The following is a 24,818-nucleotide window of genomic DNA, read 5'->3' as shown; positions in this document are numbered from 1 at the left end:
TTCTCAGTTCAGCGTGTTCGTACGGGCCAGCGCCAGCGCCTCGGCCAGCACCGCGCGGTCGCCCACCTGGTTGGCCAGGATCAGCACCAGCTTGGCCAGCAGCATCTCGGCCTGCTCGTCGCTGAGATCGCGCTGGGCATGGATCAGCTGCTCGTAGAAGCCGTCGGGATCGGGAATATTGGGGGAGCGGATCAGCTGGGTCATCATGGTCACTCCGGCGTTCAGTGGATGGCGAGGGCGCGGCGCAGCGCGGCCTGCACCTTGGCGGCGTCGAAGCCGCGCCAGCGCGCGGCCACATGCTGGTCGGGGCGCAACAGGTAGACCGTGCCGGGCCGGCCATCGTAGCGCTGGGCCAGCACACCCTCGCTGTCGATCAGGTCGCGGCCGATCTCCAGCACGCTCAGGCCCTCGACGGCCGGCACCGGCCCGAAGCTCAGCAGCACAAAGCCCTGGCCCAGGTGCTTGAGCAGCCAGTCCGGCTGGCCGGCGCGGTTGTGCACCGGCGCATCGGCACAGTGGCTGCCGGGCTTCATGCGGCCACGGAACAGCTCCTCGTCGGGCGTGTTGAGCGAGGAGTTCAGGTAGGGCGTGGGCGTGGAAAGCCGGCCGCTGTTGACCAGCGGGCGCGCAAAGGCCTCGGTGCGCGCCAGCTCCAGCACTGCATTGCGCAGGCGCAGCGAAATGCGGCTCTTGGGCGTGATGAAGTCGGTGGAGCGGGTGGAGTTCAAGAGGTTGTCGTCGGCGGCGACGGCACGCTCCTCGTGGTAGCTGTCCAGCAGATGCTCGGGCGCGCGGCCGCTCAGCACCGCCTGCAGCTTCCAGGCGAGGTTGTCGGCATCCTGCACGCCGGTGTTGGCACCGCGCGCGCCGAAGGGCGAGACCTGGTGCGCCGAGTCGCCGGCAAACAGCACGCGGCCATGGCGCAGGCGGTCGATGCGGCGGCAGGCGAACTGGTAGACCGACACCCACTCCAGCTCGAATTCGACCTCCGGCCCCAACATGGCCTGGATGCGCGGGATCACCTTCTCGGGCTTCTTCTCCTCGTTGGGATCGGCGCCCCAGCCGAGCTGGAAGTCGATGCGCCAGACCCCGTCGCATTGCTTGTGCAGCAGCACCGACTGGCCGCGATGGAAGGGCGGGTCGAACCAGAACCAGCGCTCGGTGGGGAAGTTCGCGTCCTTGATGATCACGTCGGCAATCAGGAAGCGATCCTGGAAGGCCTGGCCGGTGAACTCGGCGCCGATCATGCGGCGCGTGTCGCTGTTGGCGCCGTCGCAGGCCACCACCCAGTCGGCCGTGCTGTGGAACACGCCGTCGGGCGTCTCGATGGTGAGGCGCACGCCCCCATTGCCATCAACGTCCTGCTCCAGGCTCAAGAGGCGATGCTTCCAGCGCAGGTCGATGAGGGGCTCAGCCTCGCAGGCGGCCACCAGCTTTTCTTCCAGGTGGTACTGCTGCAGATTGATCATGGCCGGCATCTGGTGATGGGCCTCGGGCAGCAGGTCGAACTGGTAGGCCAGCTCGTCCCGGAAGAACACCTTGCCGACCTGCCAGCGCACGCCCTGCTCCACCAGGCTCGCGCCCACGCCCAGGCGGTCCCAGATCTCCAGCGGACGCTTGGCATAGCAGACCGCGCGCGAGCCGATGCTGACGCTGTTGTTGTCGTCCAGCAGCACGCAGCGCAGGCCGCGCGCGGCGCAGTCCAGCGCCAGGGTCAGGCCGATGGGCCCGGCGCCGACGATCAGCACCGCGTGGTGCTGTGGCCGGCCGCTGCGCTGCTCCTCGCTCTGGCGGTAGGCGAACTCGGGATAGGTATATGTCTTCTGCATGGCCGTCTCCTGCCCTTTTTTTCTCTCACTCAACGGGGTTGCGCGAATTCCTTGTCGTGCATCCAGGCGGCATGCTTGGGCGCCTTCTTGGTGGCGGCCCATTCATTGAGCATCTCCCATTTGCAGGCATCCAGCGCCTGGTACATCGCCGGCGTGCCCACATCGGCCGCGAGTTCGAGGCGGTGGCCGTTGGGGTCGAAGAAATAGATGCTCTTGAAGATGGTGTGGTCGGTGATGCCGATCACCTCGATGCCCTCGGCCTGCAAGCGCGCCTTGGTCTCTTCCAGCTCGGCCACGCTGCCCACCTTGAAGGCGATGTGCTGCACCCAGTCGGGCGTGTTGGTGTCGCGCCCCATCTCGGGCGAGTTGGGCAGCTCGAAGAAGGCCAGGATGTTGCCATTGCCCGCATCCATGAAGAGATGCATATAGGGGTCGGGGGCATGGGTGGAGGGCACCTTGTCCTCGGCGATGGCGAGCACGAAATCCATGCCCAGGTGCTTGCGGTACCACTCGACGGTGGTCTTGGCGTCCTTGCAGCGGTAGGCGACGTGGTGGATGCGTTCGATCTTGGTCATTGCTTCAATTCCCTTCCAGGGCTTGCCACATGGCGATGTCGCGCTCGGCGGTCCAGATGCGCGGGTCCGGGTACGCGGTCGCCTCGTCGTAGGCGCGCGTCACGTCAAACGGCATGCAGTGGGCAAAGATCACCCACTGGCCGTACTTGGGCGCGAGACGCTCGTAGGTCTCGCGGTACACGGTCTTGAGGTCACGGCCGGCGCTGGCACCGGCCTTGACGCTTTCATAAAGCTCGCTCACGAAGGCGCGCGTGCCGGCTAGGCCGGCGGCCACCTGCGCGAGGCTTTGCAGCGCGGCGCCGCGGCCCGGCACCAGCTTCTCGGGCTTGAGCGCAGCGATGTTGTCGAGGGTCTGCGGCCAGTCCTGGAAATAGGCATCGCCGGCATAGGGCGTGGCGTCGAACTCGACCAGATCGCCCGAGAACAGCACCTTGTCCTGCGGCAGCCAGACCACCGTATCGCCCTTGGTATGGCCGCGGCCCAGTTGCAGGATCTGCACCTCCAGCTTGCCCAGCCACAGCGTCATCTTGTTTTGGAAGGTGAGCGTGGGCCAGGTCAGGCCCGGCGGCACCGATTCGACGTTCTGGAACAGGCGTGGGAAGCGGCCGATCTCGCTCGCCTTGTCCTGCTCGCCGCGCTCGACGATGAGCTCGTAGGTGTCCTGGCTGGCGATGATGTGCTCGGGCTGATAGGCCGAGGCACCCAGCACCCGCACCGCGTGGTAGTGGCTCAAGAGCACGTACTTGATCGGCTTGTCGGTGACCTCGCGGATGCGGCGAATCACGTCGGCCGCCATCACCGGCGTGGCCTGGGTGTCGATCACCATCACCGCATCGTCACCGATCACGATGCCGGTATTGGGATCGCCCTCGGCGGTATAGGCATAGGCATGGTCGGAGAGGCGATCGAAGCTGACGCGCTTCACTTCCAGATCGGCCTGGGAGGCAAAGGTCTTGGTACTCATGAGACTGGCTTTCCTCAAATGGGGCGGCTACATTTCGTCATAAGCAAACTAATTCGCCTATAACAAACAACAGGGCTTGATCTTAGTTAGGCCGTTTGTTAATGTCTAATTGATTGTTTTAGGTATAAACCCGCATGCCCGATAGCCAGAGCCTTGATGAAGAAGCCCCCGCCGCCGAGCGCGGCCCGCGCGGCATCCAGAGCGTGGAGGTCGGCGGCGCGCTGCTGATTGCCCTGGCGCATCTGGGCCGGCCGCTGGCGCTGAAGGATCTGGCGCGCGAGGCCGGCATGCCGCCGGCCAAGGCCCACCCCTATCTGGTGAGCTTCATCAAGCTGGGCCTGGTGGAGCAGGAGGCCGGCAGCGGCCGCTACGGCCTGGGGCCGCTGGCCCTGCAGCTGGGCCTGATCAGCCTGCAGCAATACGACCCGGTGCGCCTGGCCACGCCGCGCGTGGAAGAGCTGGCCCAGGCGCTGGACGTGACGGTGGCGATCGCCGTCTGGGGCAACCGCGGCCCCACCATCGTGCGCGTGGCCGAGGCACCCAGCCCGGTGCATGTGAGCATGCGCCATGGTACGGTGATGAGTTTGCGTGGCACCGCCTCGGGCCGGCTGTTCGCCGCCTATCTGCCGCGCGAGCAGGTGCTGGAGGCGCTGGGCAGCGAGGGCGGCCCAGCGACGTTTGACGCTGAACTCCAGTCCCACCTGGATCAGGCGCGCGCGCTGGGCATCGCCAGCTCACGCGACGGCGTGGTGGCGGGCGTCTCGGCCCTGGCCGCGCCGGTGTTCGACGATCAGGGCCGCATGGTGCTGAGCATCACCGCGATCGGGCCCAGCAGCGGCTTCGAACTGGCGGCGAACGGTGCGATGGCCCAGGCGCTCAAGCGCACCGGCAGCGAGCTGTCGCGCCAACTGGGTTGGCGGGGGTGACGTGCTTGCCTTCGGTGTTCAGTCAGCCCGGGCGCTGGCAGGCGCCCTGGCCTGACTGAGCCGTCGGGCAAGCCGCGGGGCTTGCCCTCGGTGCTCAGTCAGTCCCAGCTCCAGATGGCGCGCATCACCTCGGCCTCCTCGGCCATCGGCAGGCACATCGGATAGAGATTGCGCGACAGGCGCACCAGCTCGGGCTGACCGCCATAGAGCATGATCTGACCCTGCACAAAGCTCAGGTCCAGGCTCAACAAGGTGGCCGGCGCATCCACCACCGGATGCCGCCACACCTCGCCATGCTCGACAAAGCCCAGCATGCGCTTGTAGAACGAGACATGCCGCGGGTTCACCTCGATCACCAGGCGGTCGGCCTGGAAGCGATCCTTGGCCAGCAGGTAGACGACGTGGAACAGGCTGGCCAGCACCGCGCGCGCGGGCGCATCGCGCTCCACCGCAAGGCGCGTCACCTCGCACAGGGAATAGCCCTCGTCGCGCAGCGCATCCAGCACATGGCCGAAGGCCAGGTCGGCGGTCAAGCCTTCCATGCTGTCGGGGCGCACGCCCACCGTGCCGGCGATCTGGCGATCCAGCAGGGCCTGCACCGTGCACACCACGCCGCGGTGCGCCATCTGGGCTGCGCTCAGGTCGTAGCCGCTGTCGGCATAGCGCCGCCGCACCAACTGCCCCGCCGGATGTTCGGCGGTCGAGGCGTCACCGGCCAGCACGCTGATCAGGCCGGCCTCGGTGGTGCGCGTCAGCAAGGAGCGGAAATCGCTCTCGCCGCGCCGCGCCGACACGAGCGCGCCGGCACCATGGTCGCGCACCATCTGCGCCATGTCCGCCGCCAAGTCCATGCCATCCGCCGCCATACAACCACTCCCTCAAGCCAGGCGCGAGTCTATGCGACTCTCCGTGACCAATTTCACGAACCCACCGCTGTCACACGAATGAGCCTCAAGGCTTGCAGTTGCTTACACAAGCAGGGCTTGGCGTGGCCTCAAACACACAGCCGCGGCGGCATCAAGGCCTCGGGCTGTCCATCAGGGCGGCCCATTGAGCGCGCGCCTGCAGCAGCGCGGCTTGCACGCGTTCGTCGGCCTGCTGGGCCGCCGCATGCACATCGAACACCGCCTCCAGCTGCGCCGGCACGATGCCCGCCGCCAGCTCGGCGTCGGCGGCCACGGCCGCGCGTGCCAGCACGCGCAAGGGCGCCTCGCCCTGCCGCACCCGCGCTACCAGCGCGTCCACGCAAAGCCGGGCGCGTGCGCCGCCCAGCACCTGTGCCAGCAACATACTCAGGCCCTGCGCGAAGATCAGATCGCGCTGCGCATCGATGTTCTCGAGCATGCGCGCGCCCTGCGGCTGCATGCCTTCGGCAGATTGGGCCAGCGCCTTCACCGCACCATGCGTGCACACCAGCAGCCCGCAGCATTCGGCCCATTCGGCCGGCCAGTTGCCCAGGCCGCCCTCCTGCTGCTGCTGCATGCAGCCCAGCAGGGCCGCGACGCGCTGGGGTGCGCGCTGGGCCGCCGCCAGGGCCTGCTGGCAGGCGACCGGCCCGCTCAGCTCGCCCAGTTCGGCCTGCGCCAGCAACGCCAGGTCGAGGGCCAACTTGCCCAGCGAGCCGCACAGCACGCCCAGCTCGGCCGCCAGCCTCGCCAGGCGGTCGCGCTGGGTCGGCCAGGGCATTGCCGGCAGCGGCAGCTGCAGCTCCTGGCCCATCAAGACGCTCACTTGTGCGGAGGTGCCGTCCCCGCCAGCGCCCAGTTGCAGGAGCAGCGCCTCGTCGGCGCGCTCACGCAGCGCCTGCGCGGAACGCAGCAAGGGGCTCACCCAGGCCACCAGCTTGTGGCGCAGGCTGGTCACCTGCACCGGCTGCAGCTGGGTACGGGCCAGCAGGGCGGTACGGGCATGGCGCTCGGCCAGGTCCAGCAACTGCCCGCACAGCCTGAGCAGATCCTGCTCGATCAGCTGCAGGGCCTTGCGCGTCTGCAGGACCATGGCGGTATCCAGCAGGTCCTGGTGGCTGCTGCCCCAGTGCACGAAGCCGGCGGCCAGCGGGTCGAACAGGGCCACCGTCTCGCTGAGCTTGCGTACCACCGGCAGCGCCAGGCTGCCGGCGCGACCGCTGGCGGCCAGCATCGCCGCCACATCGTAGAGTTCGGCCCGGCAAAGGCTGGCAATGGCCTGCGCAGCGCCCGGCGGTATCGCGCCGGCCTTCGCCTGGGCGCGTGCCAGCGCGGCCTCGAAATCCATCATCGCCTGCACGACCGCGGTCTCGTCAAAGACCTCGACCATCTCGGGCGTCGACAAAAATCCCTCAAATACCAACACTGACATCACCGCGTCCCAAAGGATCTTTGTTCGGCGGGATGCTAGCGAGGGCTGCGCCCGGCAGCCGTCGCGACAAACCCGGGGCGGGTTTGTCACAAGGCTGCATGTACTCAGGCAGCGTTATGCATGCCGGCCAGGCGGCTCATATGGCCCAGCGAGAGGCGGTGCATTTCCAGCAGGGCCAGCAGGCCGTTGCGGTGCAGCTCGCCCACGGTGGCATCGTCCAGCGCGGCGTACTTCTCTTCGTCCAGGGCCAGGAAGCCCTCGACGTCGATCTTCTCGCCGTTCGTCAGCGTGGCCTCGAAGCGCATGTCGCGCAGCAGTTCCAGCTGCACCAGGCGTTCGCAGGCCAGGCGGGTGCGCTCGGCCTCGCGCTCGAAGCTCTCCAGGAAGTTCTTGGCGTTGACCGTGAACTCGGTGGGCTGGCCATCTTCGGAGAACAGCTGGGTGCCCTCGGTGTCCGAGAAGCCCTTCCAGTCGGCGTCGTAGCAGACCGCCATGTCCTCGCTCTCATTGATGCGGGCCATCGCGAAGGGATAACGGCGCAGATAGGCGGGCATGTACTGGCCTTGCCACTCGCCGTTCTTGATGAACAGATTGCTGCCGGCCTTCAGGCCGAACACGGCCAGGGGCGCCACCGGCGCCTTGCCGCCCGTGGCGTTGGTCGGGTCGCCGACGCGCACGAACACGATCGGGAACTCCTTGCAGGCGTCGGCGAATTCCACCACGGCCAGGAACAGCGAGTTCATGCCGGCCACGCGATCCACGCTGCTCAGCTCGGTCTGCAGGCGCAGCTTCTTGTGCTGCTCACGGTCCAGCGGCACCAGGTTGCCGTACATCGGGGGGTTGCTCATTCAGTTTCTCCATCAGCGGCCAGTCTCGAGACCAGCACCTTGTCCACACGCTTGCCATCGAGGTCCACGACCTCGAATCTCCAGGCGTTCCACTCCACCACATCGGCCGTGCGCGGCAAGCGCCCCAGCAGCAGCATCACCATGCCGGCCAGGGTGTTGTAGCGCCCACGGTCCTCTTCGGGCAGTTCCTTCAAGTCCAGGCGGTCCTTCAGCTCGGGCACGGGTATCAGGCCATCCATCAGCCAGCTGCCGTCCTCGCGTTGCACCGCCCAGGCATCGCCATCGCTGGGCGCATTGAACTCGCCAGCGATCGCTTCCAGCACGTCGCGCACAGAGATCACCCCCTGCACCTCGCCGTATTCATCCACCACAAACACCAGCGGCGCGTCGGACGCGCGGAAGTGTTCCAGCAGCTCCATGCCCGAGAGCGTCTCGGGCACGAACACCGGCGCCTCCAGGCCCTCGCCCAGGGCCAGGTCTTGCCCGGCGAGCGCGCGCGCCAGCAGGCCCTGGGTGCTGGCCACGCCCAGCACATCGCCCAGGCCCCCGCGGCAGACCGGGTAGCGGCTGTAGCCATGGGCCTGCAGCATCTTCAGCACCTGGGCGGGCGAATCGCTCACGTCCAGCCAGGCGATCTCGGCGCGCGGGATCATCATCGAGCCGATCTGGCGCTCGTCTAGGCGGAACACATTGCGCACCATCTGGTGCTCGTGCTCCTCGATCACGCCGGCGTCCAGGCCCTCTTCCAGGCTGGCGGCAATCTCTTCCTCGGTGACGCTGCGTTGGGTCTTGCCGCGCAAACCCATCAGGCCCAGCGTGGCCTCGGTGCTGAAGGTCAGCGCCCTCACCAGCGGGCGCGCCACCAGGGAGAGGAATTCCATCGGCGGCGCCACCATGCGCGCCACCGTCTCGGGATAGATCTGACCCAGGCGCTTGGGCACCAGCTCGCCGAAGATGATGGTCACCACCGTGATGATCACCACCACCAGGGCGGTGGCGGCAATGTCCACCGCATTGCCATGCAGGCCGAAGGTCTCGCTGAGCCAGCGCGACAGCGGCGCCGAGAAGGCGGCATCACCCACGATGCCGTTCAGCACCCCGATGGAGGTGATGCCGATCTGCACCGTGGAGAGGAATTTGGTCGGGTTGTCGTGCAGGTCCATGGCGGCCTGGGCACCCGACTCGCCCGCCTCCACCAGCACCTGCAGGCGCGCCTTGCGACTGGCCGAGAGGGCCATTTCAGACATCGCAAAAAAGGCGTTCAGCAACAACAGGAAGAGAAGTAAGGCGGTATCCATTGAGCGCGCCGTCTGATCCGGGTTTACCCGCGATGCGGCGCTGTGGGTTCGAAGAAGCCGGCAAGAGTAGCAGAAGCCCAAGACGATTCCGACAGCACAATCCCGGTATGAACTACCTGATCGGTGACCTCCAAGGCTGCTGCGATGCGCTCGAGCGCCTGCTGCAGAAGATCGACTTCTCGCCCTCGCGCGACCGCATCTACCTGCTGGGCGACCTGGTGAACCGCGGCCCGGCCTCGCTGCTGACCCTGCGCCGCCTGCAGGGCCTGGGTGCGGCCGCCACCTGTCTGCTGGGCAACCACGACCTGCACCTGCTGGCCGCCGCCCAGGGCACGCGCAAGCCCAGCCGCAGCGACACCCTGCACGAGATCCTCGAAGCACCCGACCGCGCCGCCCTGCTCGAGTGGCTGCGCCAGCAGCGCATGGCCTGCTTCGAGCAGGGCTGGCTGATGGTGCATGCGGGCGTGGTGCCGCAATGGGACCTGGCCCAGACCCTGGCGCTGGCCGGCGAGGTGGAGGCGCTGCTGCGCGGCCCGGAACTGCCCGAGTTCCTGGCCCAGATGTATGGCAACGAGCCGGCGCGCTGGGATGCCGGCCTTGCCGGCGTCGCTCGCCTGCGCTTCGTCGTCAACGTGCTGACGCGGCTGCGCTTTTGCGCCGCCGACGGCACGCTGGACTTCAAGACCAAGGACGGCGCCGGCAGCGCCCCGCCCGGCTTCATGCCCTGGTTCGACGTGCCGGGTCGGCGCAGCGCCGACACGCCCATCGCCTTCGGCCATTGGTCCACCCTGGGCCTGCTGCAGCGCCCCGGCCTGCTGGCCCTGGACACCGGCTGCGTCTGGGGCGGCAGCCTGAGCGCGGCGCGGGTGGAGAACGGCCACGCGCTGGAACTGATCCAGGTGCCCTGCGCGCAGTCCCAGAAACCCGGGGAATAGCCGATGCAATCACAGCTAGAATTCGCGCTCTTCACTCGGGAGACGTGGCCGAGTGGTTTAAGGCAGCGGTCTTGAAAACCGCCGAGGGTTTATCCCCTCCGTGAGTTCGAATCTCACCGTCTCCGCCAAGCAGCTTCGCACCAGGCCAAGCACCGCGTGATGCTTGTCACGACTGCCTCGCCGCGCGAGCCTCCCCGGCTGGATCAGAATGGCAACACCTTTGCCCCTGGGTCCGAATACTTGTCGACGCAGCAACCCACCCCATTTCTCCTCAAGGCCAGTCGCGTCTTGATGCCGCTGCTGTGTCTGGCGGGAACTGCGTCTGTGGCCCAGCGCATCACCGTCGAATACCGCGACAAGCCCCCCTACAGCTTCACCGACCGCGGCCAGCCCGCCGGCTTCCTGCTCAAGCGCACCATCGAGATCATGAAGCTGGCCCGGGTCGAGGCCCTGTATGTCGAGATGCCGCTGAAGCGCATCATGAACGACATCCAGGCCAACCAGGAGGAGCTGTGCTCGCCGAGCTGGTACAAGCTGCCGGAGCGCGAGAAGTTCGCGCGCTTCTCGCTGCCCATCCACCAGGACAAGCCGCATGTGGTGCTGGCCAGCGGCGCGGCCGCGCCGGCCCTGCGCGCCCATGCCAGCATGGCCGCCATGATGGCGGACACCCGCTTCAGTCTGGGCGTGGTGGAGGGCGTGTCCTACGGACCCGAGCTCGACAAGGCGATCGCCGCGATGGCGCGGCCGCCGATACGCGCGGTGATCTCGCCGGTGCAGCTCGCCAAGATGGTGGCGGTGCGGCGCGCCGACTACATGCTGATCGACCAGGAGGACCTCAACTGGATCGACACCAAGGGCGAGATCAACGCGCTGAACCTGGTGCGCATCAACTACCCGGACGCTCCCGAGGGCCTCAAGCGCTATCTGATGTGCTCCAGGCAGGTGGACCCGCGCACCATGGAGCGCATCGACCAGGCGATCCGGCAGTTGCTGCCCGAGCTCAACCCGCGGGCTGATTAAAGTCATGCCGCGGCCTGCGGCCCGCGCCTAGACTCGGCGTCCATGGACAAACACTATCTCGCGCCGCTGTTCACGCCCAGCTCCATCGTGGTGTTTGCGGGGCAGGCGGAGACGCCCGAGGGCCTCACCCCGCAGGCGCAGAACCTGCACGCCGCACTGCGCGGCCAGCGCTACACCGGCACGCTGCAGTTCCTGGACATCCACACCAGCGGCACGCTGGCCGACCTGGCCCAGGCGCGCGCCGATCTGGCCATCATCGCCCTGCCACCCGGCGACCTGGCCGCCGCGCTGGAGATTGCCGGCCGCATGACCTGCCGCGCCGCCCTGCTGCTGAGCAGCGGCATCAGCGCCGAGCAGGCGGCGGAGCTGAAGAAGATCGCGCGCCGCGAGGGCGTGCATCTGCTCGGGCCCAACAGCCTGGGCCTGCAGCGCCCCGCCCTGCAGCTGAATGCCAGCGTGGCCGGCCCGCTGGCCGCGGCGGGCCCGCTGGCCCTGGTGTCGCAGTCGGGCGCGCTGACCGCCGCGATGCTGGACTGGGCCAGCAAGAATGCGGTGGGTTTTTCCAGCGTGGTCTCGCTGGGCCCGCACACCGGCGTGGACATTGCCGAGGTGCTGGACTTCCTGGCGCATGACGCGCAGACGCAAAGCATCATCGTCTACCTGGAGGGCATCTCGAGCGCGCGCCGCTTCATGAGCGCGCTGCGCTCGGCCGCCATCGCCAAGCCGGTGGTGGTGCTGAAGGCGGGCCGCAAGCCGGCCGGCAACGAGGCCGCGCACACCCACAGCGCCAGCATCATCGGCAGCGACGAGGTGTTCGACGCCGCGCTGCGCCGCGCCGGTGCGGTGCGCGTGCGCTCCTTCGTGGAACTGTTCTCGGCCGCCAAATGCCTGGCCTCGCGCTACCGGCCGGTGGGCCGGCGCCTGGCCATCGTCACCAACGGCGGCGGCCCCGGCGTGCTGGCGGCCGACTGGGTCAACGAGCTGGGCCTGCAGCTGGGCAAACTCGCGCCCGAGACGGCGGCAGCCCTGCAGCCGCAGCTGCCGGCGCTGGCCTCGCTGAGCGATCTGGTCGACCTCTCGGAAGAGGCCGGGCCGGCGCATTTCCGCGCCGCCGTCGAGGCCGCCGCGCGCGATGCCCAGATCGACGGCGTGCTGGCGATCTGCTCGCCCAAGGCGGGCGGCGATGGCGAGGCGGTGGCGGCGGCGCTGGCCGCGCTCAAGTCCGCGCTGGGCAAGCCCCTGCTGGCCTGCTGGATGGGCGATGCCTCGGTGGGCGCGGCGCGCAGCCTGCTCAACCGCGCCGGCATCCCGAGCTTCCGCACCCCGGAGGCGGCGGTGGGCGCCTTCGACAACATCGCCTCCTATTACCAGAACCAGCGCCTGCTGCAGCAGACCCCGCCGCCGCTCTCCACCCTGGCCAAGCCCGACATCGAATCGGCGCGCCTGGTGATCGAGAGCGTGCTGGCCGAACGCCGCAAGGTGCTGACCGAGCTGGAATCCAAGACCCTGCTCTCGGCCTTCCACATCCCGGTCACGCAGACCATCCTGGCGCGCAGCGCCACCGAGGCGATGATGATCGCCACCCAGCTGGGCTTCCCGGTGGCGCTGAAGATCGATTCGCCCGACATCAGCCACAAGTCCGATGTCGAGGGCGTGGCCCTGAACGTGATGAACGGCGCCGGCGCGCGCGACACCTATACCGAGATGGTGGAGCGCGTGGCGCGTCTGCAGCCGCAGGCGCGCATCAACGGCGTGACGGTGCAGAAGATGGCCCGCGCGAGGCGCGGCCGCGAGATCTATATCGGTCTGGTCACCGACGACCCCTTCGGCCCGGTGGTGGTGTTCGGCGCCGGCGGCACGCGCATCGAGCTGATGAACGACCGCGCCATGGAGCTGCCGCCGCTGAACCAGTTTCTGGCGCGGCGCCTGATCGAGCGCGCCCGCGTGGCCGAGACCCTGGGCGAATGGCGCGGCGCGGCGGCCGTGCACATGGAGGCACTGGAACAGCTGCTGCTGCGCGTCTCCGAGATGGTGTGCGAGCTGCCCCAGCTGCGCGAGATGGACATCAACCCCATCATCATCGACGCGCAGGGCGCGGTGGCGGTGGACGCGCGCATCGTGGTGGACCACGCGCCGCCCGCCGGCGCGGCCGGCCGCGCGCCGAGCTACCAGCACCTGGCCATCCTGCCCTACCCGGCGCGCTACGAGCGCATGCTGCCGCTGCGCGGTGGTGGCGAATACCTGCTGCGCCCCATCCATCCCGACGATGCGCAGATGCTGCAGGTGCTGGTGCAACAGCTCTCGCCCGAGAGCCGCTACTTCCGCTTCGTCTCGCACATGAGCGAGCTGCCGGCCTCGATGCTGGCGCGCTTCACCCTGATCGACTACGACCGCGAGATGGCCCTGGTGGCGGTGGTGAAGGAGCGCAAGCCAGGGGCCGATGGCGCGATGGTGGAGAGCGAGCGCATCATCGGCGTGTCGCGCTACATCACCAACCCCGATCGCAGCAGCTGCGAGTTCGCCCTGGTGGTGGCCGATGATTTCAACGGCAAGGGCCTGGGCTCGCGGCTGATGGAGTCCATCATGGACGTGGCGCGCGACAAGGGCCTGGCTGAGATCGACGGCTTGGTGTTGGCCAACAACGCCGGCATGCTCAAGCTGATGCGCAGCCTGGGCTTTGCCGTCAAGCCCTTCCCCGAGGACCCGGACTTCAGGCTCTGTACGCATGCGCTGTAGCGCGCTCGTGTGAAGAAATTCACACCCTCCCCCCCGCGGAACAAGGGTGGACACCAGCCCCGGCGCGGCGGGCCAGCGAGGACAATCTGAAGCCATACAGACACCGGGGCCCGCCATGCAAAGCGCACGCCGCTTCTTCAGCTTTCTTTCCGGCATCGCGCTCTATACCAGCGCCATGGTGGCGTCCAATCTGCTCACCACCATCACCTTGCCGCGCAGCTGGGTGCTGGTCTCAGGGCGCAGCGACACCATGATCGCCCAGGCCTGGAAGGCCGGCCTGCTGGCACTGCCCCTGGTGGTGCTGGCCGCCATCTGGGTCAACATCACCCTCCGCGCCCGTCAGCGCAGCCGCAAGCATGTGGTGGCCTGGCTGTTCGGTGGCCTGGTGACCGGCTGGCTGGGCTGGCTGATGTATGGCTTCGTCGTCTTCGCCGTACAGACCGGCGAGCGCACCTGGCCGGTCGCGTCCATGCTGTTCTCTTCCCATCTGCCGCCCCTGTGGGGCCTGATGAATACCGTGGGCATCTTCCTGGGCGCCGTGATCGGCCTCTGGACCGTGCCCGAGCGCGTCTCGACCCGCCAGCGCCGCGTGGCCGTCGCGGCAACCTCAGCCAGCGCGCCAAACGCCGGTACAGCACCCGCCCCCAGCCGAGGCCCCCGCATCCCGCGCCTGAGCAACTGGCGCAAGCCGGCCGCGCCGAGCGTGGAGGCGGCCAGCGGCAAGGCGCGCGAGAAAGCGCTCAGCCAGCCATAGGCCCAGCCTGTTGACACCGCGGGCGCCAGCGCGGCTAGCATTGGCGGCAGCACCACAGCCCAAAAGGCGCCGCCCATGAGCCTAGCCCGCCACTTCCACCAGATGGCCTACAACAACGCCTGGGCGAACCACCGCCTGCTGTCGGCCTGTGCGAAGTTGCAGCCCGGCGAGTTCGAGGCCGCGCGCAGCGGCTTCTTCCCCTCGCTGCGCGCCACGCTGAACCACAACCTGACGGTCGACTGGTTCTATATCGATGCGCTGGAGCGCGAATTGCGCGGCGCGGCGCCCAACCCGGATTGCTACCAGTTCTTTGCGCAGGACGAACCCTGCCAGAGCCTGGAACAGCTGAGCCAGGAACAGCGTCAATCCGACCGCCGCCTGCTGGCCTATTGCGCGCAGCTGATGGACAGTGAGCTGGAGCGGCTGGTGACCATAGACCGCCCCGGCCGCCAGCAGCAGGACACGCGCAGCCGCCTGCTGGCGCATCTGCTGCAGCACCAGATCCACCACCGCGGCCAGGCGCATTGCATGCTCTCCAGCAGCTCGGTAAAGCCGCCGCAGCTGGACGAGTTCTTCTGCGCCGGCGAGGCCCATCTGCGCGCCGCCGAATTCGCCGAACTCGGTTTCACCGAAGCGATGATCTGGGATTGACCCGGCTTGTGCCGCCGCGCCGCGCCGCATACCCTGGGCTCTCAACCCCTGCCCAGGAGCCGAGATGGACCGTCGCCGCTTGCTGCATCAATCCGCCCTGCTGGGCGCCGGCGCGCTCAGCGCCGCCTGTGCCGACACGCCGCGTGCCGCGGAGGGCGGGCCCCTGTTCCAGTTGCCGCTCACCACGATTGCCATTGCCGGCAGCAGCCAGCGCTTTCCGGTGCGGCGCATCTACTGCATCGGGCGCAACTACGCCGCCCACGCACGCGAGATGGGCTCGGACCCGACGCGCGAGCCCCCCTTCTTCTTCCAGAAGCCCAGCGACGCGATCCAGAACGTCGCGCCCGGCAGCATTGCCGACCACCCCTACCCGACGCTCACCAAGAACTACCACTACGAGGTGGAACTGGTGGCGGCCCTCAAGGCTGGCGGCCGCAACATCAAGGCCGAGCAGGCCCTCGCCCTGGTCTACGGCTATGCCGTCGGCCTGGACATGACGCGCCGCGACCTGCAGCGCGGCATGGGCGACCAGAAAAAGCCCTGGGAGATTGGCAAGAGCTTCGACCGCTCGGCGCCGATCGGCCCGCTCCACCCGGCGCGCGGCGGTGCGCCCTTTGCCGACGGCGCCATCTGGCTCAAGGTGAACGGCGAGCTGAAGCAGAACGCGCGGCTCTCGCAGATGATCTGGAGCGTGGCCGAGCAGATCAGCCAGCTCTCCCAGGCCTTTGAGTTGCAGGCCGGTGACATCATCTATTCGGGCACACCCGAGAACGTCGGCCCGGTCGTGCCGGGCGATCTGATCGAGTGCCATATCGACGGCCTGCCCGAGCTGCAGCTGCGCATCACACCGGCCGTCTAGGGCCGGCAAAAAGAAACCCGCCAGCTCCTTCGAACTGGCGGGTCAGGTGAAGGCCTCAGGACGCGGCGGTTTCACGGCCCGTCCAGCCTGAGGATGCTGCCTTCACCACGTCTGATGTCGGGGACATCAGGCTGTTTCCCCTTCCCGGGGAATCCTCAGTCTCGTGGCGCTACCGTCTGCTTTCCCTGCTACCGGCTTCGCCACATTGCAAATCTAGTCGCTGCCGGGCCGGGTGCTTTGCGCTGGCTCAATAAGCTGCCGCGCTGGCTACTCGCCCAGCTCGGCACGCGCCTTTTGCTGGCCGCGCAGACGGCCGATGCGGTCTTCCAGCTGGCGCCGCATATTGTCGAAGGCGTCGCGCAGCGCGACATAGGCATCCTCGTTCTGCACATGGCTGACGCTCAGCTCGTGGCCGGGGAAGGTCAGGTCGATGCGCACGACGAAGGGGCGGCCTTGCTGGCTGTGCTTGTGGTCCAGTTCGATGCAGACGCGGCAGCTGGTCAGGTCGGCACAGAATTGCTCCAGCTTGAGCGCGCGCTCCTCGGCGGCGGCGCGCAGGGCGGCGGATTCTTCCATGCCTTGGAAGCGGACATGCAGTGCTTGCCTCATGAGAGTCTTCTCCTCGTTGTCGCCAGCGGCCGCGCCCCTGATGGTCGCGAATCCCGCTTGGCATGGCTCTACGATGCCTGACTCGCGCCTTGCGGCCTTGATGTAGCGCAAGAGCCTGCGAGGCTCACGTCAGCCGAGCAGCATGCCGCGCTGCTCGATGAAGGCCACCACCTGATCCAGCCCACTGAGGGTCTTCAGGTTCGTCATCACATAGGGGCGGGTGGGCCGCATGCGCTGGGTGTCGGCTTCCATCACCGCGAGGTCGGCCCCCACATGCGGGGCCAGGTCGGTCTTGTTGATGACGAAGAGATCGCTCTTGGTGATGCCGGGCCCGCCCTTGCGCGGAATCTTCTCGCCCGCCGCCACGTCGATCACATAGATGGTCAGGTCGCTGAGCTCGGGGCTGAAGGTGGCGGCCAGGTTGTCGCCGCCCGACTCAATGAACACCACGTCCGCGTCGGGGAACTCACCCAGCATGCGGTCGATCGCCTCGAGGTTGATGGAGGCATCCTCGCGGATCGCGGTATGCGGGCAACCGCCCGTCTCCACGCCCATGATGCGTTCGGGCGGCAATGCGCCGCTGATGGTCAGGAGGCGCTGGTCCTCCTTGGTGTAGATGTCGTTGGTGATGGCCACCAGGTCCCAGCGCTCGCGCATGGCCTTGCAGAGCATCTCCAGCAAGGTGGTCTTGCCCGAGCCCACCGGCCCGCCTATGCCCACGCGCAGCGGCGGCAGCTTCTTGGTGCGGTTCGGGATGTGGTGCAGGATGCTCATGATCGGAACAGTCTGGAGTACTGGGTTTCATGCCGCGCCGAGAGGATGGCGAGCATGGGAGAAAAGGCCTGGCGCTCGCCGTCGCCCAGGGTCAGCGCGGCCTGCACGGCCGAGGGGATCGCATGGCTGAGCGAAGCCAGGATGCGCTGCCCCGCCAGCTGGCCCAGGGGCACGGCCTTGATGGCGGCCTGCACCATGTTCTCGGCCCAGCCAAAGGCATAGGCCAAGAGGGCGGCTTCGGTGTCGGCTCCGGCCGCCGCATAGGCCAGCGCCATCACCACCGGGTAGGTGGGCGGGCCCAGCGCCAGGCAGGCCTGGATCTGCGCCGGGCTGGCGCTGTCGTGGTTGCGCAGCCACTCGATCAGCGAGCGGCCCATCTGCTCGCATTGCAGGCGCAGCTCGGCGCTCTCGCGCGTCTGCAGCACCCAGTCGTTGAGCGCGCGCAGCCGCGTCACATCGTGCGCCGCCCAGGCCGGCAGGGCCTGGGCCAGCAGGGCGAGGTCGCCGCGCGCCAGCGCCAGGGTCAGGTGTTGCCCGAGCCAGCTCGCGGCGCTGGCTTCGTCGCGCACCAGCCCATGCTCGATCGCCGACTCCAGGCCCTCGGAGTAGGAGAAGCCCCCTACCGGCAGGGCCGGCGAGGCCAGCCAGATCAGCTGCAGGAGGCTGGCGGGATTCATCGCATTCAGAACAGGAAGTAGCGCTGCGCCATCGGCAGCACGCTGGCCGGCTCGCAGGTCAGCAAGAGGCCGTCGGCGCGCACCGCATAGGTCTGGGCATCGACTTCCATGCGTGGCGCATAGTCGTTGTGGATCATGTGGCGCTTACCAACGCCGCGGATGTGCTTCACCGCCGCCAGGGTCTTGGCCAGGCCATAGCGCTGGCCCACGCCGGCGGCAAGCGCGGCCTGCGAGACAAAGCTCAGCGAGCCACGCGCCAGCGCGCCGCCATAGGCCCCGAACATGGGCCGGTAATGCACCGGCTGCGGCGTCGGGATGGAGGCATTCGGGTCGCCCATCGCGGCCATCGCGATGCTGCCGCCCTTCAGGATGATGCTGGGCTTGACGCCGAAGAAGGCCGGCTTCCACAGCACCAGGTCGGCCCACTTGCCCACCTCCACGCTGCCCACCTCATGGCTGATGCCATGCGCGATCGCCGGGTTGATGGCGAGCTTGGCCACATAGCGCTTCACGCGCGCGTTGTCGTGGCCAGCTCCATCTCCGGGCAAGGCACCGCGCTGCAGCTTCATCTTGTGGGCGGTCTGCCAGCAACGCATGATGACCTCGCCCACCCGGCCCATCGCCTGCGAGTCGGAGCTGAACATGCTGATCGCGCCCAGGTCGTGCAGGATGTCCTCGGCCGCGATGGTCTCGCGGCGGATGCGGCTCTCGGCAAAGGCCAGGTCCTCGGCGATGGCCGGGTCCAGGTGGTGGCACACCATCAGCATGTCCACATGCTCGTCCAGGGTGTTGATGGTGTAGGGCCGCGTCGGATTGGTGGAGCTGGGCAGCACATTCGCCTCGCCCACCACCTTGAGAATGTCCGGCGCATGGCCGCCGCCGGCGCCCTCGGTGTGGAAGGTGTGGATGGTGCGGCCCTTGAAGGCCGCCACCGTGTCTTCCACAAAACCGCTCTCGTTGAGGGTGTCGGTGTGGATGGCCACCTGGGTGTCGGTGGCCTCGGCCACGTTCAGGCAGTTGTCGATGGCCGCCGGCGTGGTGCCCCAGTCCTCGTGCAGCTTGAGGCCGATCGCGCCCGCGGCTATCTGCTCGTGCAGCGCGCCGGGCAGGCTGGCGTTGCCCTTGCCCAGAAAACCCAGGTTCATCGGGAAGGCCTCGGCCGCCTGCAGCATGCGTTCGATATGCCAGGCCCCCGGCGTGCAGGTGGTGGCAAAGGTGCCGGTGGCCGGCCCGGTGCCGCCGCCCAGCATGGTGGTGACGCCGCTGGCCAGTGCCTCCTCGATCTGCTGCGGGCAGATGAAGTGGATATGGGTGTCGATCGCGCCGGCGGTGACGATGAGCCCTTCGCAGGCGATCACCTCGGTGCCCGGGCCGATGATGATGTCCACGCCCGGCTGGGTGTCCGGATTGCCGGCCTTGCCGATGGCGACGATGCGGCTGTTCTTGAGGCCGATATCGGCCTTGACGATGCCCCAATGGTCCAGGATCAGGGCGTTCGTCATGACCGTGTCCACGGCGCCTTCATCCCTGCCGCGCTGCGATTGCGCCATGCCGTCGCGGATGGTCTTGCCGCCGCCGAACTTCACTTCCTCGCCATAGCCTCCGGCGCGCAGGGTCAGGTCTTGCTCGACCTCGATGATCAGCTCGGTGTCCGCCAGACGCAGGCGGTCGCCCACGGTGGGGCCGTACATCTCGGCATAGGCACGCCGTCCGATCTGGGCCATCACAGACTCCCTTGCACCAGGCCGCGAAAACCGTAGACGATGCGCGCACCGGCCAGCGCCACCAGCTCCACCGTGCGTTGCTGGCCCGGCTCGAAGCGCACCGCCAGGCCCGAGGCGATGTTCAGCCGCATGCCGCGCGCGGCCTCGCGATCGAAGGCCAGGGCCGCATTGGTTTCGGCAAAGTGGTAATGCGAGCCCACCTGGATGGGCCGGTCGCCGCGGTTCTGCACCACCAGGCTGAGGGTGCGGCGTCCCGGGTTGAGCTCGTGCTCGCCCGCGGGGGTGAAGAGCTCGCCGGGGATCATGCGCGCCCCGCCCTTGCCTGCCGCTTCAGCCACAGCTGGCGCAGCGCCACGCCCGCGCCGGGCAGCAGCAGCACCAGGCCCGCCAGCGCGGCGGGCTCGGACAGCCACTCCAGCAGTTCGTCCAATGCCGCATGGCTGTGGGCTTGGTCGGCGGCATGGGCCAGGGCCAGCGCCGGCAGCAGTGCAAGACTCAGGGTGAGGATGCGCTTCATGGGAGTTCCTTGGCTCAGACGATGGGTTGATGAACGGTCACGAGCTTGGTGCCGTCCGGAAAGGTGGCTTCCACCTGGATGTCGGGGATCATCTCGGCCACCCCGTCCATCACGTCGGCGCGCGTCAGCAGCGTGCGGCCCTCGCTCATCAGCTGGGCCACGGTCCTGCCGTCGCGCGCGCCTTCCATCACCGCGGCGCTGATGAAGGCCACCGCTTCCGGGTAGTTGAGCTTCAGGCCGCGGGCGCGGCGGCGCTCGGCCAAGAGGCCGGCGGCGAAGATCAGGAGCTTGTCGCGTTCTCTGGGTGTGAGTTCCATGCACAGGACATAGCAAGCCCCGTGCCTCGCCATCCAGGCACGGAAGCTGCGACATGGGAGGGCCATGTCGACTGCCGCCCCCCAACGCGTCATCAAGGTGCGCCGCGACTACAACGCCTGGGTCGCGAGCGAAACCCTGGAGGACTATGCGCTGCGCTTCACGCCGCAGCGCTTTCGGCGCTGGTCGCCGTTCCGGGTGGCCAACACCGCGTTTGGCGCCGCCAGCTTCCTGATCCTGGAGGCGGTGGGCGCCACCCTGCTGCTGCAATACGGCTGGGCCAACGCCGCCTGGGCGATCTGCGCCACCGGCCTGATCATCTTCCTGGCCGGCCTGCCCATCAGCATCGTCGCGGCCCGGCATGGCGTGGACATGGACCTGCTGAGCCGCGGCGCGGGCTTCGGCTATATCGGCTCCACCCTCACCTCGCTGATCTACGCCAGTTTCACCTTCATCTTCTTCGCGCTCGAGGCGGCGGTGATGGCCTATGCCCTGGACCTGGCGCTGGACATCCCGCCGCGCTGGGGCTATCTGATCTGCGCCCTGGTGGTGATCCCGCTGGTCACGCACGGCGTCTCGGCCATCAGCCGGCTGCAGCTCATCACCCAGCCGCTCTGGCTGCTGATGCTGATCCTGCCCTTTGCGGTGGTGCTGTGGCGCGACCCCGGCACGTTCGCGGGCATCGTGCACCATGCCGGGGAGCAATCGCACAGCGCCGGGTTCGAGCTGCGTTACTTTGGTGCGGCACTGACGGTGGGCATCGCCCTCATCACCCAGATGGGCGAGCAGGCCGACTACCTGCGCTTCATGCCGGCCGAGACCCCCGCCAACCGCCGGCGCTGGTGGGCCGCGGTGCTGATCGGCGGCCCGGGCTGGGTGCTCCTGGGGGTGCTGAAGATGCTGGGCGGCGCCCTGCTCGGCTGGCTGGCGCTCAGCCATATGGTGCCGGCCGAGCGCGCGGTGGACCCCAACCAGATGTACCTGGCGGCCTACGAGGTGGTGTTCCCGCGCTATGGCTGGGCGGTGGCGGCCACCGCGCTGTTCGTGCTGATCTCGCAGCTCAAGATCAATGTCACCAACGCCTATGCGGGCTCGCTCGCCTGGAGCAATTTCTTCTCGCGCCTCACCCACAGCCACCCCGGCCGCGTGGTCTGGGTGGTGTTCAACACCTTGATCGCCTTCCTCCTGATGGAGATGAATGTGTTCGAGGCGCTGGGCGCGGTGCTGGGCCTGTACGCCAATGTGGCGATCGCCTGGATCATGGCGGTGGTGGCCGATCTGGTGATCAACAAGCCACTGGGCCTGTCGCCGCCCGGCATCGAGTTCAAGCGCGCCCATCTCTACGACATCAACCCGGTGGGCGTGGGCGCGATGGCACTCGCCTCCACGCTCTCGGTGAGCGCCTATCTCGGCCTGTTCGGCGAGCTGGCCCAGGCCTTCTCGGCGCTGATCGCGATGGCCACCGCCTTCATCACCGCGCCCCTGATCGCCTGGGCCACGCAGGGGCGCTACTACCTGGCACGCCAGGGCGAGGCGGGCAGCTATGCGCGCCTGCAGGCCAGGCACTGTGTGATCTGCGAGCGCGAGTACGAGGGCCCCGACATGGCGCATTGCCCCGCCTACCAGGGCCCGATCTGCTCGCTGTGCTGCACCCTGGATGCGCGCTGCGGCGATCTGTGTAAGCCGCAGGCGCGGCTGGCGGCGCAATGGTCGGCGGCGCTGCGCGCGCTGCTGCCGCGCAAGACCTGGCCCTATCTGGACACCGGCCTCGGCCATTTCATCCTGCTGATGGCGGTGGTGATGCCGCTGCTGGCGGCGCTGTTCGGCCTGCTCTACCACCAGGAGCTGCGCGGCATGCCGGCACCGCGCGACCCGGCCGCGATCCAGAGCCTGGGCGCCGGCTTCCTCAAGGCCTATGCGCTGCTGGGCCTGGGCTCGGGCATCGTGGCCTGGTGGCTGGTGCTCACCCACCAGAGCCGCGAGGTGGCACAGGAAGAATCGAACCGCCAGACCGAGGCGCTGATGCGCGAGATCGAATCGCACCGCCGCACCGACGAGGCCCTGCAGGCCGCGCGCACCGTGGCCGAGCGCGCGCAGGCCGCCGCCGAGGCCGCCAACCAGGCCAAGAGCCGCTACGTCAGCGCCATCAGCCACGAGCTGCGCACCCCGCTCAACAGCATCCTTGGCTACGCCCAGCTGATGGCCGGGGACGGCGATGTGCCGCCGCGCCGGCGCCAGGCGGTGCAGGTGATCAAGCGCAGCGGCGAGCACCTGCTCTCGCTGATCGACGGCACGCTGGACCTGGCGCGCATCGAGGCCGGCAAGCTCTCGCTGGAGGCCGCGCCGATGGCCTTCGAGGATTGCATGCACGAGCTGGCCGAGATGTTCGAGCCGCAGGCCGCCGCCCAGGGCCTCAGCTTCGTGTTCGAGCCGCAGGGCGAGCTGCCGGCCCAGGTGCGCGCCGACGAGAAGCGCCTGCGCCAGATCCTCATCAACCTGCTGGGCAATGCGCTCAAGTTCACCGCCAGCGGCAGCGTCACGCTGCGCGTGCGGCATGCACGCGAGATTGCACAGATCGAGGTGCAGGACAGCGGCCCCGGGCTCAGCGAGGCCGAGCTGCAGCGCATCTTCGAGCCCTTCACCCGCGGCAGCACGCGCGGCACCGGCGCGGCGCCGGGCGCGGGCCTGGGCCTCACGATTGCCAAGATGCTCACCGAGCTGATGGGCGGCGAGCTGAGCGCGCGCAGCACGCCGGGCGAAGGCTCGGTGTTTGCCGTCAAGCTGTTCCTGCCCGCCCTGCATGAGGCGCCGCCGAACGCGGCGCGCGGCCGGCCGGCCCCGCCGCGGCGCGGCTACAGCGGCGCGCGCCGCCGGCTGCTGCTGGTGGACAACGAGGCCGCCGATCGCCAGCTGCTCGTCGAACTGCTGCAGCCGCTGGGTTTTACGCTGCGCAGCGCGGCCAGCGGCCACGATGCGCTGGACCTGATCGCCGGCGGCTACCGGCCCGACGCGGTACTGATGGACCTGGCCATGCCCGGCATCGACGGCTGGGAAACCATCCGCCGCCTGCGCCTGCTGGGCCTGCAGGATCTGCCGGTGGCGGTGGTCTCGGCCAATGCCTTCGAGAAGGGGCAGGAGAACGAGGTGGGCATCACGGCCGCCGACTTCATCACCAAACCGGTACGCCACGCCGAGCTGCTGGACTGGCTGGGCCAGCGCCTGCGGCTCGGCTGGACCAGCCAGGCCGACGCCGGGCCCCCGCCCGCCGCCCCGGCCGGCACGGCCCTGCCCGCCCAGGAGCTGGCCGCCCTGCACGAGGCCCTGCAGCTGGGCTATTACCGCGGCGTGCTGCAGCAGCTGGACGCGATCGCGCGCCTCGCGCCCGAGCAGCAGGGCTTCATCGAGCAGCTGCGCGAATTGGCGCGGCAGTTCCAGTTCGACACCATGAGCCAGCTGCTGCGCCGGGAGTCCACCGCATGACGCTGCAGCAACAACAACGCGGGCCAAACAGCGGCGAGCTGGTGCTGATCGTCGACGACGTGCCCGACAACCTCGCCCTGCTGCACGACGCGCTGGACGAATCCGGCTACACCGTGCTGGTGGCCACCAGCGGCGAGGCGGCGCTGGCACGCGCGGCCCAGGCCCTGCCCGACATCGTGCTGCTGGACGCGCTGATGCCGGGGCTGGACGGCTTCGAGGTGGCCAAGCGCCTCAAGGCCGCACCCGCCACCGCCCATATCCCCATCATCTTCATGACCGGCCTCACCGAGACCGAGCATCTGGTGGCGGCGCTGGATGCCGGCGGCAGCGACTATGTCACCAAACCCATCAAGCCCAAGGAGGTGCTGGCACGCATGCAGGTGCATCTACGCGGCGCGCGCCAGGCGCGCCAGGCCAAGCAGACGCGCCGCGCGCTCGACGCCTTCGGCTATGCCAGCATCACGGTGAATGCCGAGGATGGCCGGCTGATGTGGCAGACCCCCCTGGCGCGCCAGCTGCTGATGAGCTACTACGGCACCCAGGCCCCCACCACGCCCGCCCCGGTGCTGGCCTGGCTGCGCCGCCATCTGCACGAGGCCCAGGCCCAGATCGAGCCGCCGCGGCTCTATGCCGAGCTGGGCAAGAAGCGCCTGAGCCTGCGCCTGCACCAGCGGCTCGGCGCCGGCGAGGAGGCGGGCGAAGAAAGCGGCGACTGGCTGATCGTGATGCACGAGCTCAGCGATGCCGCCATCATCGAATCGATGGGCCTGGCCTTCAGGCTCACCTCGCGCGAGGCCGAGGTGCTGTACTGGGTGGTGAAGGGCAAGATCAACCGCGACATCGCCGACATCCTGGGCGCCAGCACCGCCACGGTGAAAAAGCACCTCGAGCGCATCCACGCCAAGCTGGGCGTTGAAACGCGCACCGCCGCGGCGGCCATGGCGCTCACGCGCATCCGCCAGCTGCATCCCAGCTGGGAGCTGTAGCGCG

The 24,818-nt window shown here is 68.5% G+C and carries 24 protein-coding genes and 1 tRNA gene; 10 read left to right on the top strand and 15 right to left on the bottom strand.

All coding sequences use genetic code 11. The annotated features are described in order from the left end of the window. Window positions 1–3: 3 nt before the first annotated feature. Genes PFX98_RS14680 through PFX98_RS14665 form a run of 4 tightly spaced genes read right to left on the bottom strand, consistent with a single transcriptional unit; the run spans window position 4 to window position 3,368 of the window. Entirely contained in the window at window positions 4–207 is a 204-nt protein-coding gene (locus PFX98_RS14680; RefSeq protein WP_425334607.1) for a DUF2783 domain-containing protein, read from the bottom strand. A gap of 14 nt (window positions 208–221) precedes the next feature. Continuing rightward, complete coding sequence (locus PFX98_RS14675; protein ID WP_285231246.1) at window positions 222–1,829, bottom strand: FAD-dependent oxidoreductase; 1,608 nt, start codon at window positions 1,827–1,829, stop codon at window positions 222–224. Window positions 1,830–1,858: 29 nt separating this feature from the next. Next, a complete protein-coding gene (locus PFX98_RS14670; protein ID WP_285231245.1) occupies window positions 1,859–2,404 on the bottom strand; it encodes a VOC family protein in 546 nt (181 codons plus the stop codon). Between the two features lie 4 nt (window positions 2,405–2,408). After that, the gene (locus PFX98_RS14665) at window positions 2,409–3,368 is read right to left on the bottom strand and encodes an MBL fold metallo-hydrolase (protein WP_285231244.1); all 960 of its coding nucleotides are present in this window, start codon (window positions 3,366–3,368) and stop codon (window positions 2,409–2,411) included. A gap of 134 nt (window positions 3,369–3,502) precedes the next feature. Between PFX98_RS14665 and PFX98_RS14660 the strand changes: the two genes are divergently transcribed. After that, window positions 3,503–4,294 (top strand): IclR family transcriptional regulator, encoded by a 792-nt coding sequence (locus tag PFX98_RS14660; protein ID WP_285231243.1) that lies wholly within the window; start codon window positions 3,503–3,505, stop codon window positions 4,292–4,294. 98 nt (window positions 4,295–4,392) lie between these two features. Here PFX98_RS14660 and PFX98_RS14655 read toward each other — a convergent pair whose 3' ends face one another. The 4 genes from PFX98_RS14655 to PFX98_RS14640 all read right to left on the bottom strand — a co-directional run bounded on the left by PFX98_RS14655 (window position 4,393) and on the right by PFX98_RS14640 (window position 8,777). Continuing rightward, entirely contained in the window at window positions 4,393–5,145 is a 753-nt protein-coding gene (locus PFX98_RS14655; protein WP_285231242.1) for an N-acyl amino acid synthase FeeM domain-containing protein, read from the bottom strand. A gap of 166 nt (window positions 5,146–5,311) precedes the next feature. Continuing rightward, window positions 5,312–6,604, bottom strand: coding sequence for a lyase family protein (locus PFX98_RS14650; RefSeq protein WP_285231241.1), 1,293 nt, complete (start codon window positions 6,602–6,604; stop codon window positions 5,312–5,314). Window positions 6,605–6,735: 131 nt separating this feature from the next. After that, the gene (locus PFX98_RS14645) at window positions 6,736–7,479 is read right to left on the bottom strand and encodes a SapC family protein (protein WP_285231240.1); all 744 of its coding nucleotides are present in this window, start codon (window positions 7,477–7,479) and stop codon (window positions 6,736–6,738) included. Beyond that, on the bottom strand, window positions 7,476–8,777 hold the full coding sequence (locus tag PFX98_RS14640; RefSeq protein ID WP_285231239.1) for a hemolysin family protein: 1,302 nt from the start codon (window positions 8,775–8,777) through the stop codon (window positions 7,476–7,478). The genes PFX98_RS14645 and PFX98_RS14640 overlap by 4 nt, the downstream gene beginning before the upstream one ends. A gap of 107 nt (window positions 8,778–8,884) precedes the next feature. Here PFX98_RS14640 and PFX98_RS14635 point away from each other — a divergent pair, with 107 nt between their 5' ends. The 7 genes from PFX98_RS14635 to PFX98_RS14605 all read left to right on the top strand — a co-directional run bounded on the left by PFX98_RS14635 (window position 8,885) and on the right by PFX98_RS14605 (window position 15,732). Next, window positions 8,885–9,712 carry a symmetrical bis(5'-nucleosyl)-tetraphosphatase gene (locus tag PFX98_RS14635; RefSeq protein ID WP_285231238.1) on the top strand — a complete coding sequence of 276 codons (828 nt, stop codon included), beginning with the start codon at window positions 8,885–8,887 and terminating at the stop codon, window positions 9,710–9,712. Between the two features lie 38 nt (window positions 9,713–9,750). Beyond that, window positions 9,751–9,840: transfer RNA gene (locus PFX98_RS14630), tRNA-Ser, on the top strand. A 196-nt stretch (window positions 9,841–10,036) separates the two neighbouring features. After that, a complete protein-coding gene (locus tag PFX98_RS14625; protein WP_285231237.1) occupies window positions 10,037–10,732 on the top strand; it encodes a substrate-binding periplasmic protein in 696 nt (231 codons plus the stop codon). A gap of 42 nt (window positions 10,733–10,774) precedes the next feature. Continuing rightward, window positions 10,775–13,468, top strand: coding sequence for a bifunctional acetate--CoA ligase family protein/GNAT family N-acetyltransferase (locus PFX98_RS14620; protein WP_285231236.1), 2,694 nt, complete (start codon window positions 10,775–10,777; stop codon window positions 13,466–13,468). 115 nt (window positions 13,469–13,583) lie between these two features. Further along, window positions 13,584–14,222, top strand: coding sequence for a hypothetical protein (locus PFX98_RS14615; protein WP_285231235.1), 639 nt, complete (start codon window positions 13,584–13,586; stop codon window positions 14,220–14,222). 75 nt (window positions 14,223–14,297) lie between these two features. Next, window positions 14,298–14,873 (top strand): DinB family protein, encoded by a 576-nt coding sequence (locus PFX98_RS14610; protein WP_285231234.1) that lies wholly within the window; start codon window positions 14,298–14,300, stop codon window positions 14,871–14,873. Between the two features lie 64 nt (window positions 14,874–14,937). Continuing rightward, the gene (locus PFX98_RS14605; RefSeq protein WP_285231233.1) at window positions 14,938–15,732 is read left to right on the top strand and encodes a fumarylacetoacetate hydrolase family protein; all 795 of its coding nucleotides are present in this window, start codon (window positions 14,938–14,940) and stop codon (window positions 15,730–15,732) included. Window positions 15,733–15,999: 267 nt separating this feature from the next. Here the strand turns inward: PFX98_RS14605 and PFX98_RS14600 are convergent, their stop codons facing one another. From PFX98_RS14600 to ureA, 7 genes are all read right to left on the bottom strand, one after another. Further along, the gene (locus PFX98_RS14600; protein ID WP_285231232.1) at window positions 16,000–16,341 is read right to left on the bottom strand and encodes an HPF/RaiA family ribosome-associated protein; all 342 of its coding nucleotides are present in this window, start codon (window positions 16,339–16,341) and stop codon (window positions 16,000–16,002) included. A gap of 129 nt (window positions 16,342–16,470) precedes the next feature. Then, window positions 16,471–17,115, bottom strand: coding sequence for an urease accessory protein UreG (gene ureG, locus PFX98_RS14595; protein WP_285231231.1), 645 nt, complete (start codon window positions 17,113–17,115; stop codon window positions 16,471–16,473). Continuing rightward, window positions 17,112–17,792, bottom strand: coding sequence for an urease accessory protein UreF (locus PFX98_RS14590; protein WP_285231230.1), 681 nt, complete (start codon window positions 17,790–17,792; stop codon window positions 17,112–17,114). The genes ureG and PFX98_RS14590 overlap by 4 nt, the downstream gene beginning before the upstream one ends. Window positions 17,793–17,797: 5 nt before the next feature. Continuing rightward, the gene (ureC, locus tag PFX98_RS14585) at window positions 17,798–19,516 is read right to left on the bottom strand and encodes an urease subunit alpha (protein ID WP_285231229.1); all 1,719 of its coding nucleotides are present in this window, start codon (window positions 19,514–19,516) and stop codon (window positions 17,798–17,800) included. Next, a complete protein-coding gene (locus PFX98_RS14580; RefSeq protein ID WP_285235596.1) occupies window positions 19,516–19,821 on the bottom strand; it encodes an urease subunit beta in 306 nt (101 codons plus the stop codon). Before PFX98_RS14580 ends, ureC begins: the two co-directional genes overlap by 1 nt. Continuing rightward, on the bottom strand, window positions 19,818–20,033 hold the full coding sequence (locus PFX98_RS14575) for a hypothetical protein (protein WP_285231228.1): 216 nt from the start codon (window positions 20,031–20,033) through the stop codon (window positions 19,818–19,820). The genes PFX98_RS14580 and PFX98_RS14575 overlap by 4 nt, the downstream gene beginning before the upstream one ends. 14 nt (window positions 20,034–20,047) lie before the next feature. Beyond that, window positions 20,048–20,350 (bottom strand): urease subunit gamma, encoded by a 303-nt coding sequence (ureA, locus tag PFX98_RS14570; RefSeq protein ID WP_285231227.1) that lies wholly within the window; start codon window positions 20,348–20,350, stop codon window positions 20,048–20,050. Window positions 20,351–20,414: 64 nt separating this feature from the next. On the opposite strand from ureA, the gene PFX98_RS14565 reads away from it, so the two are divergent. Continuing rightward, the gene (locus PFX98_RS14565) at window positions 20,415–23,828 is read left to right on the top strand and encodes a hybrid sensor histidine kinase/response regulator (protein WP_285231226.1); all 3,414 of its coding nucleotides are present in this window, start codon (window positions 20,415–20,417) and stop codon (window positions 23,826–23,828) included. Next, entirely contained in the window at window positions 23,825–24,814 is a 990-nt protein-coding gene (locus tag PFX98_RS14560; RefSeq protein ID WP_285231225.1) for a response regulator, read from the top strand. Before PFX98_RS14565 ends, PFX98_RS14560 begins: the two co-directional genes overlap by 4 nt. The last annotated feature ends 4 nt before the right edge of the window (window positions 24,815–24,818 follow it).

It is taken from the genome of Paucibacter sediminis (genome assembly GCF_030254645.1).
Taxonomy (GTDB): Bacteria; Pseudomonadota; Gammaproteobacteria; order Burkholderiales; family Burkholderiaceae_C; genus Paucibacter_B; species Paucibacter_B sediminis.
Note: the sequence above shows the minus strand (reverse complement) of the source record. Positions and strands in the feature narration are given on the sequence as shown.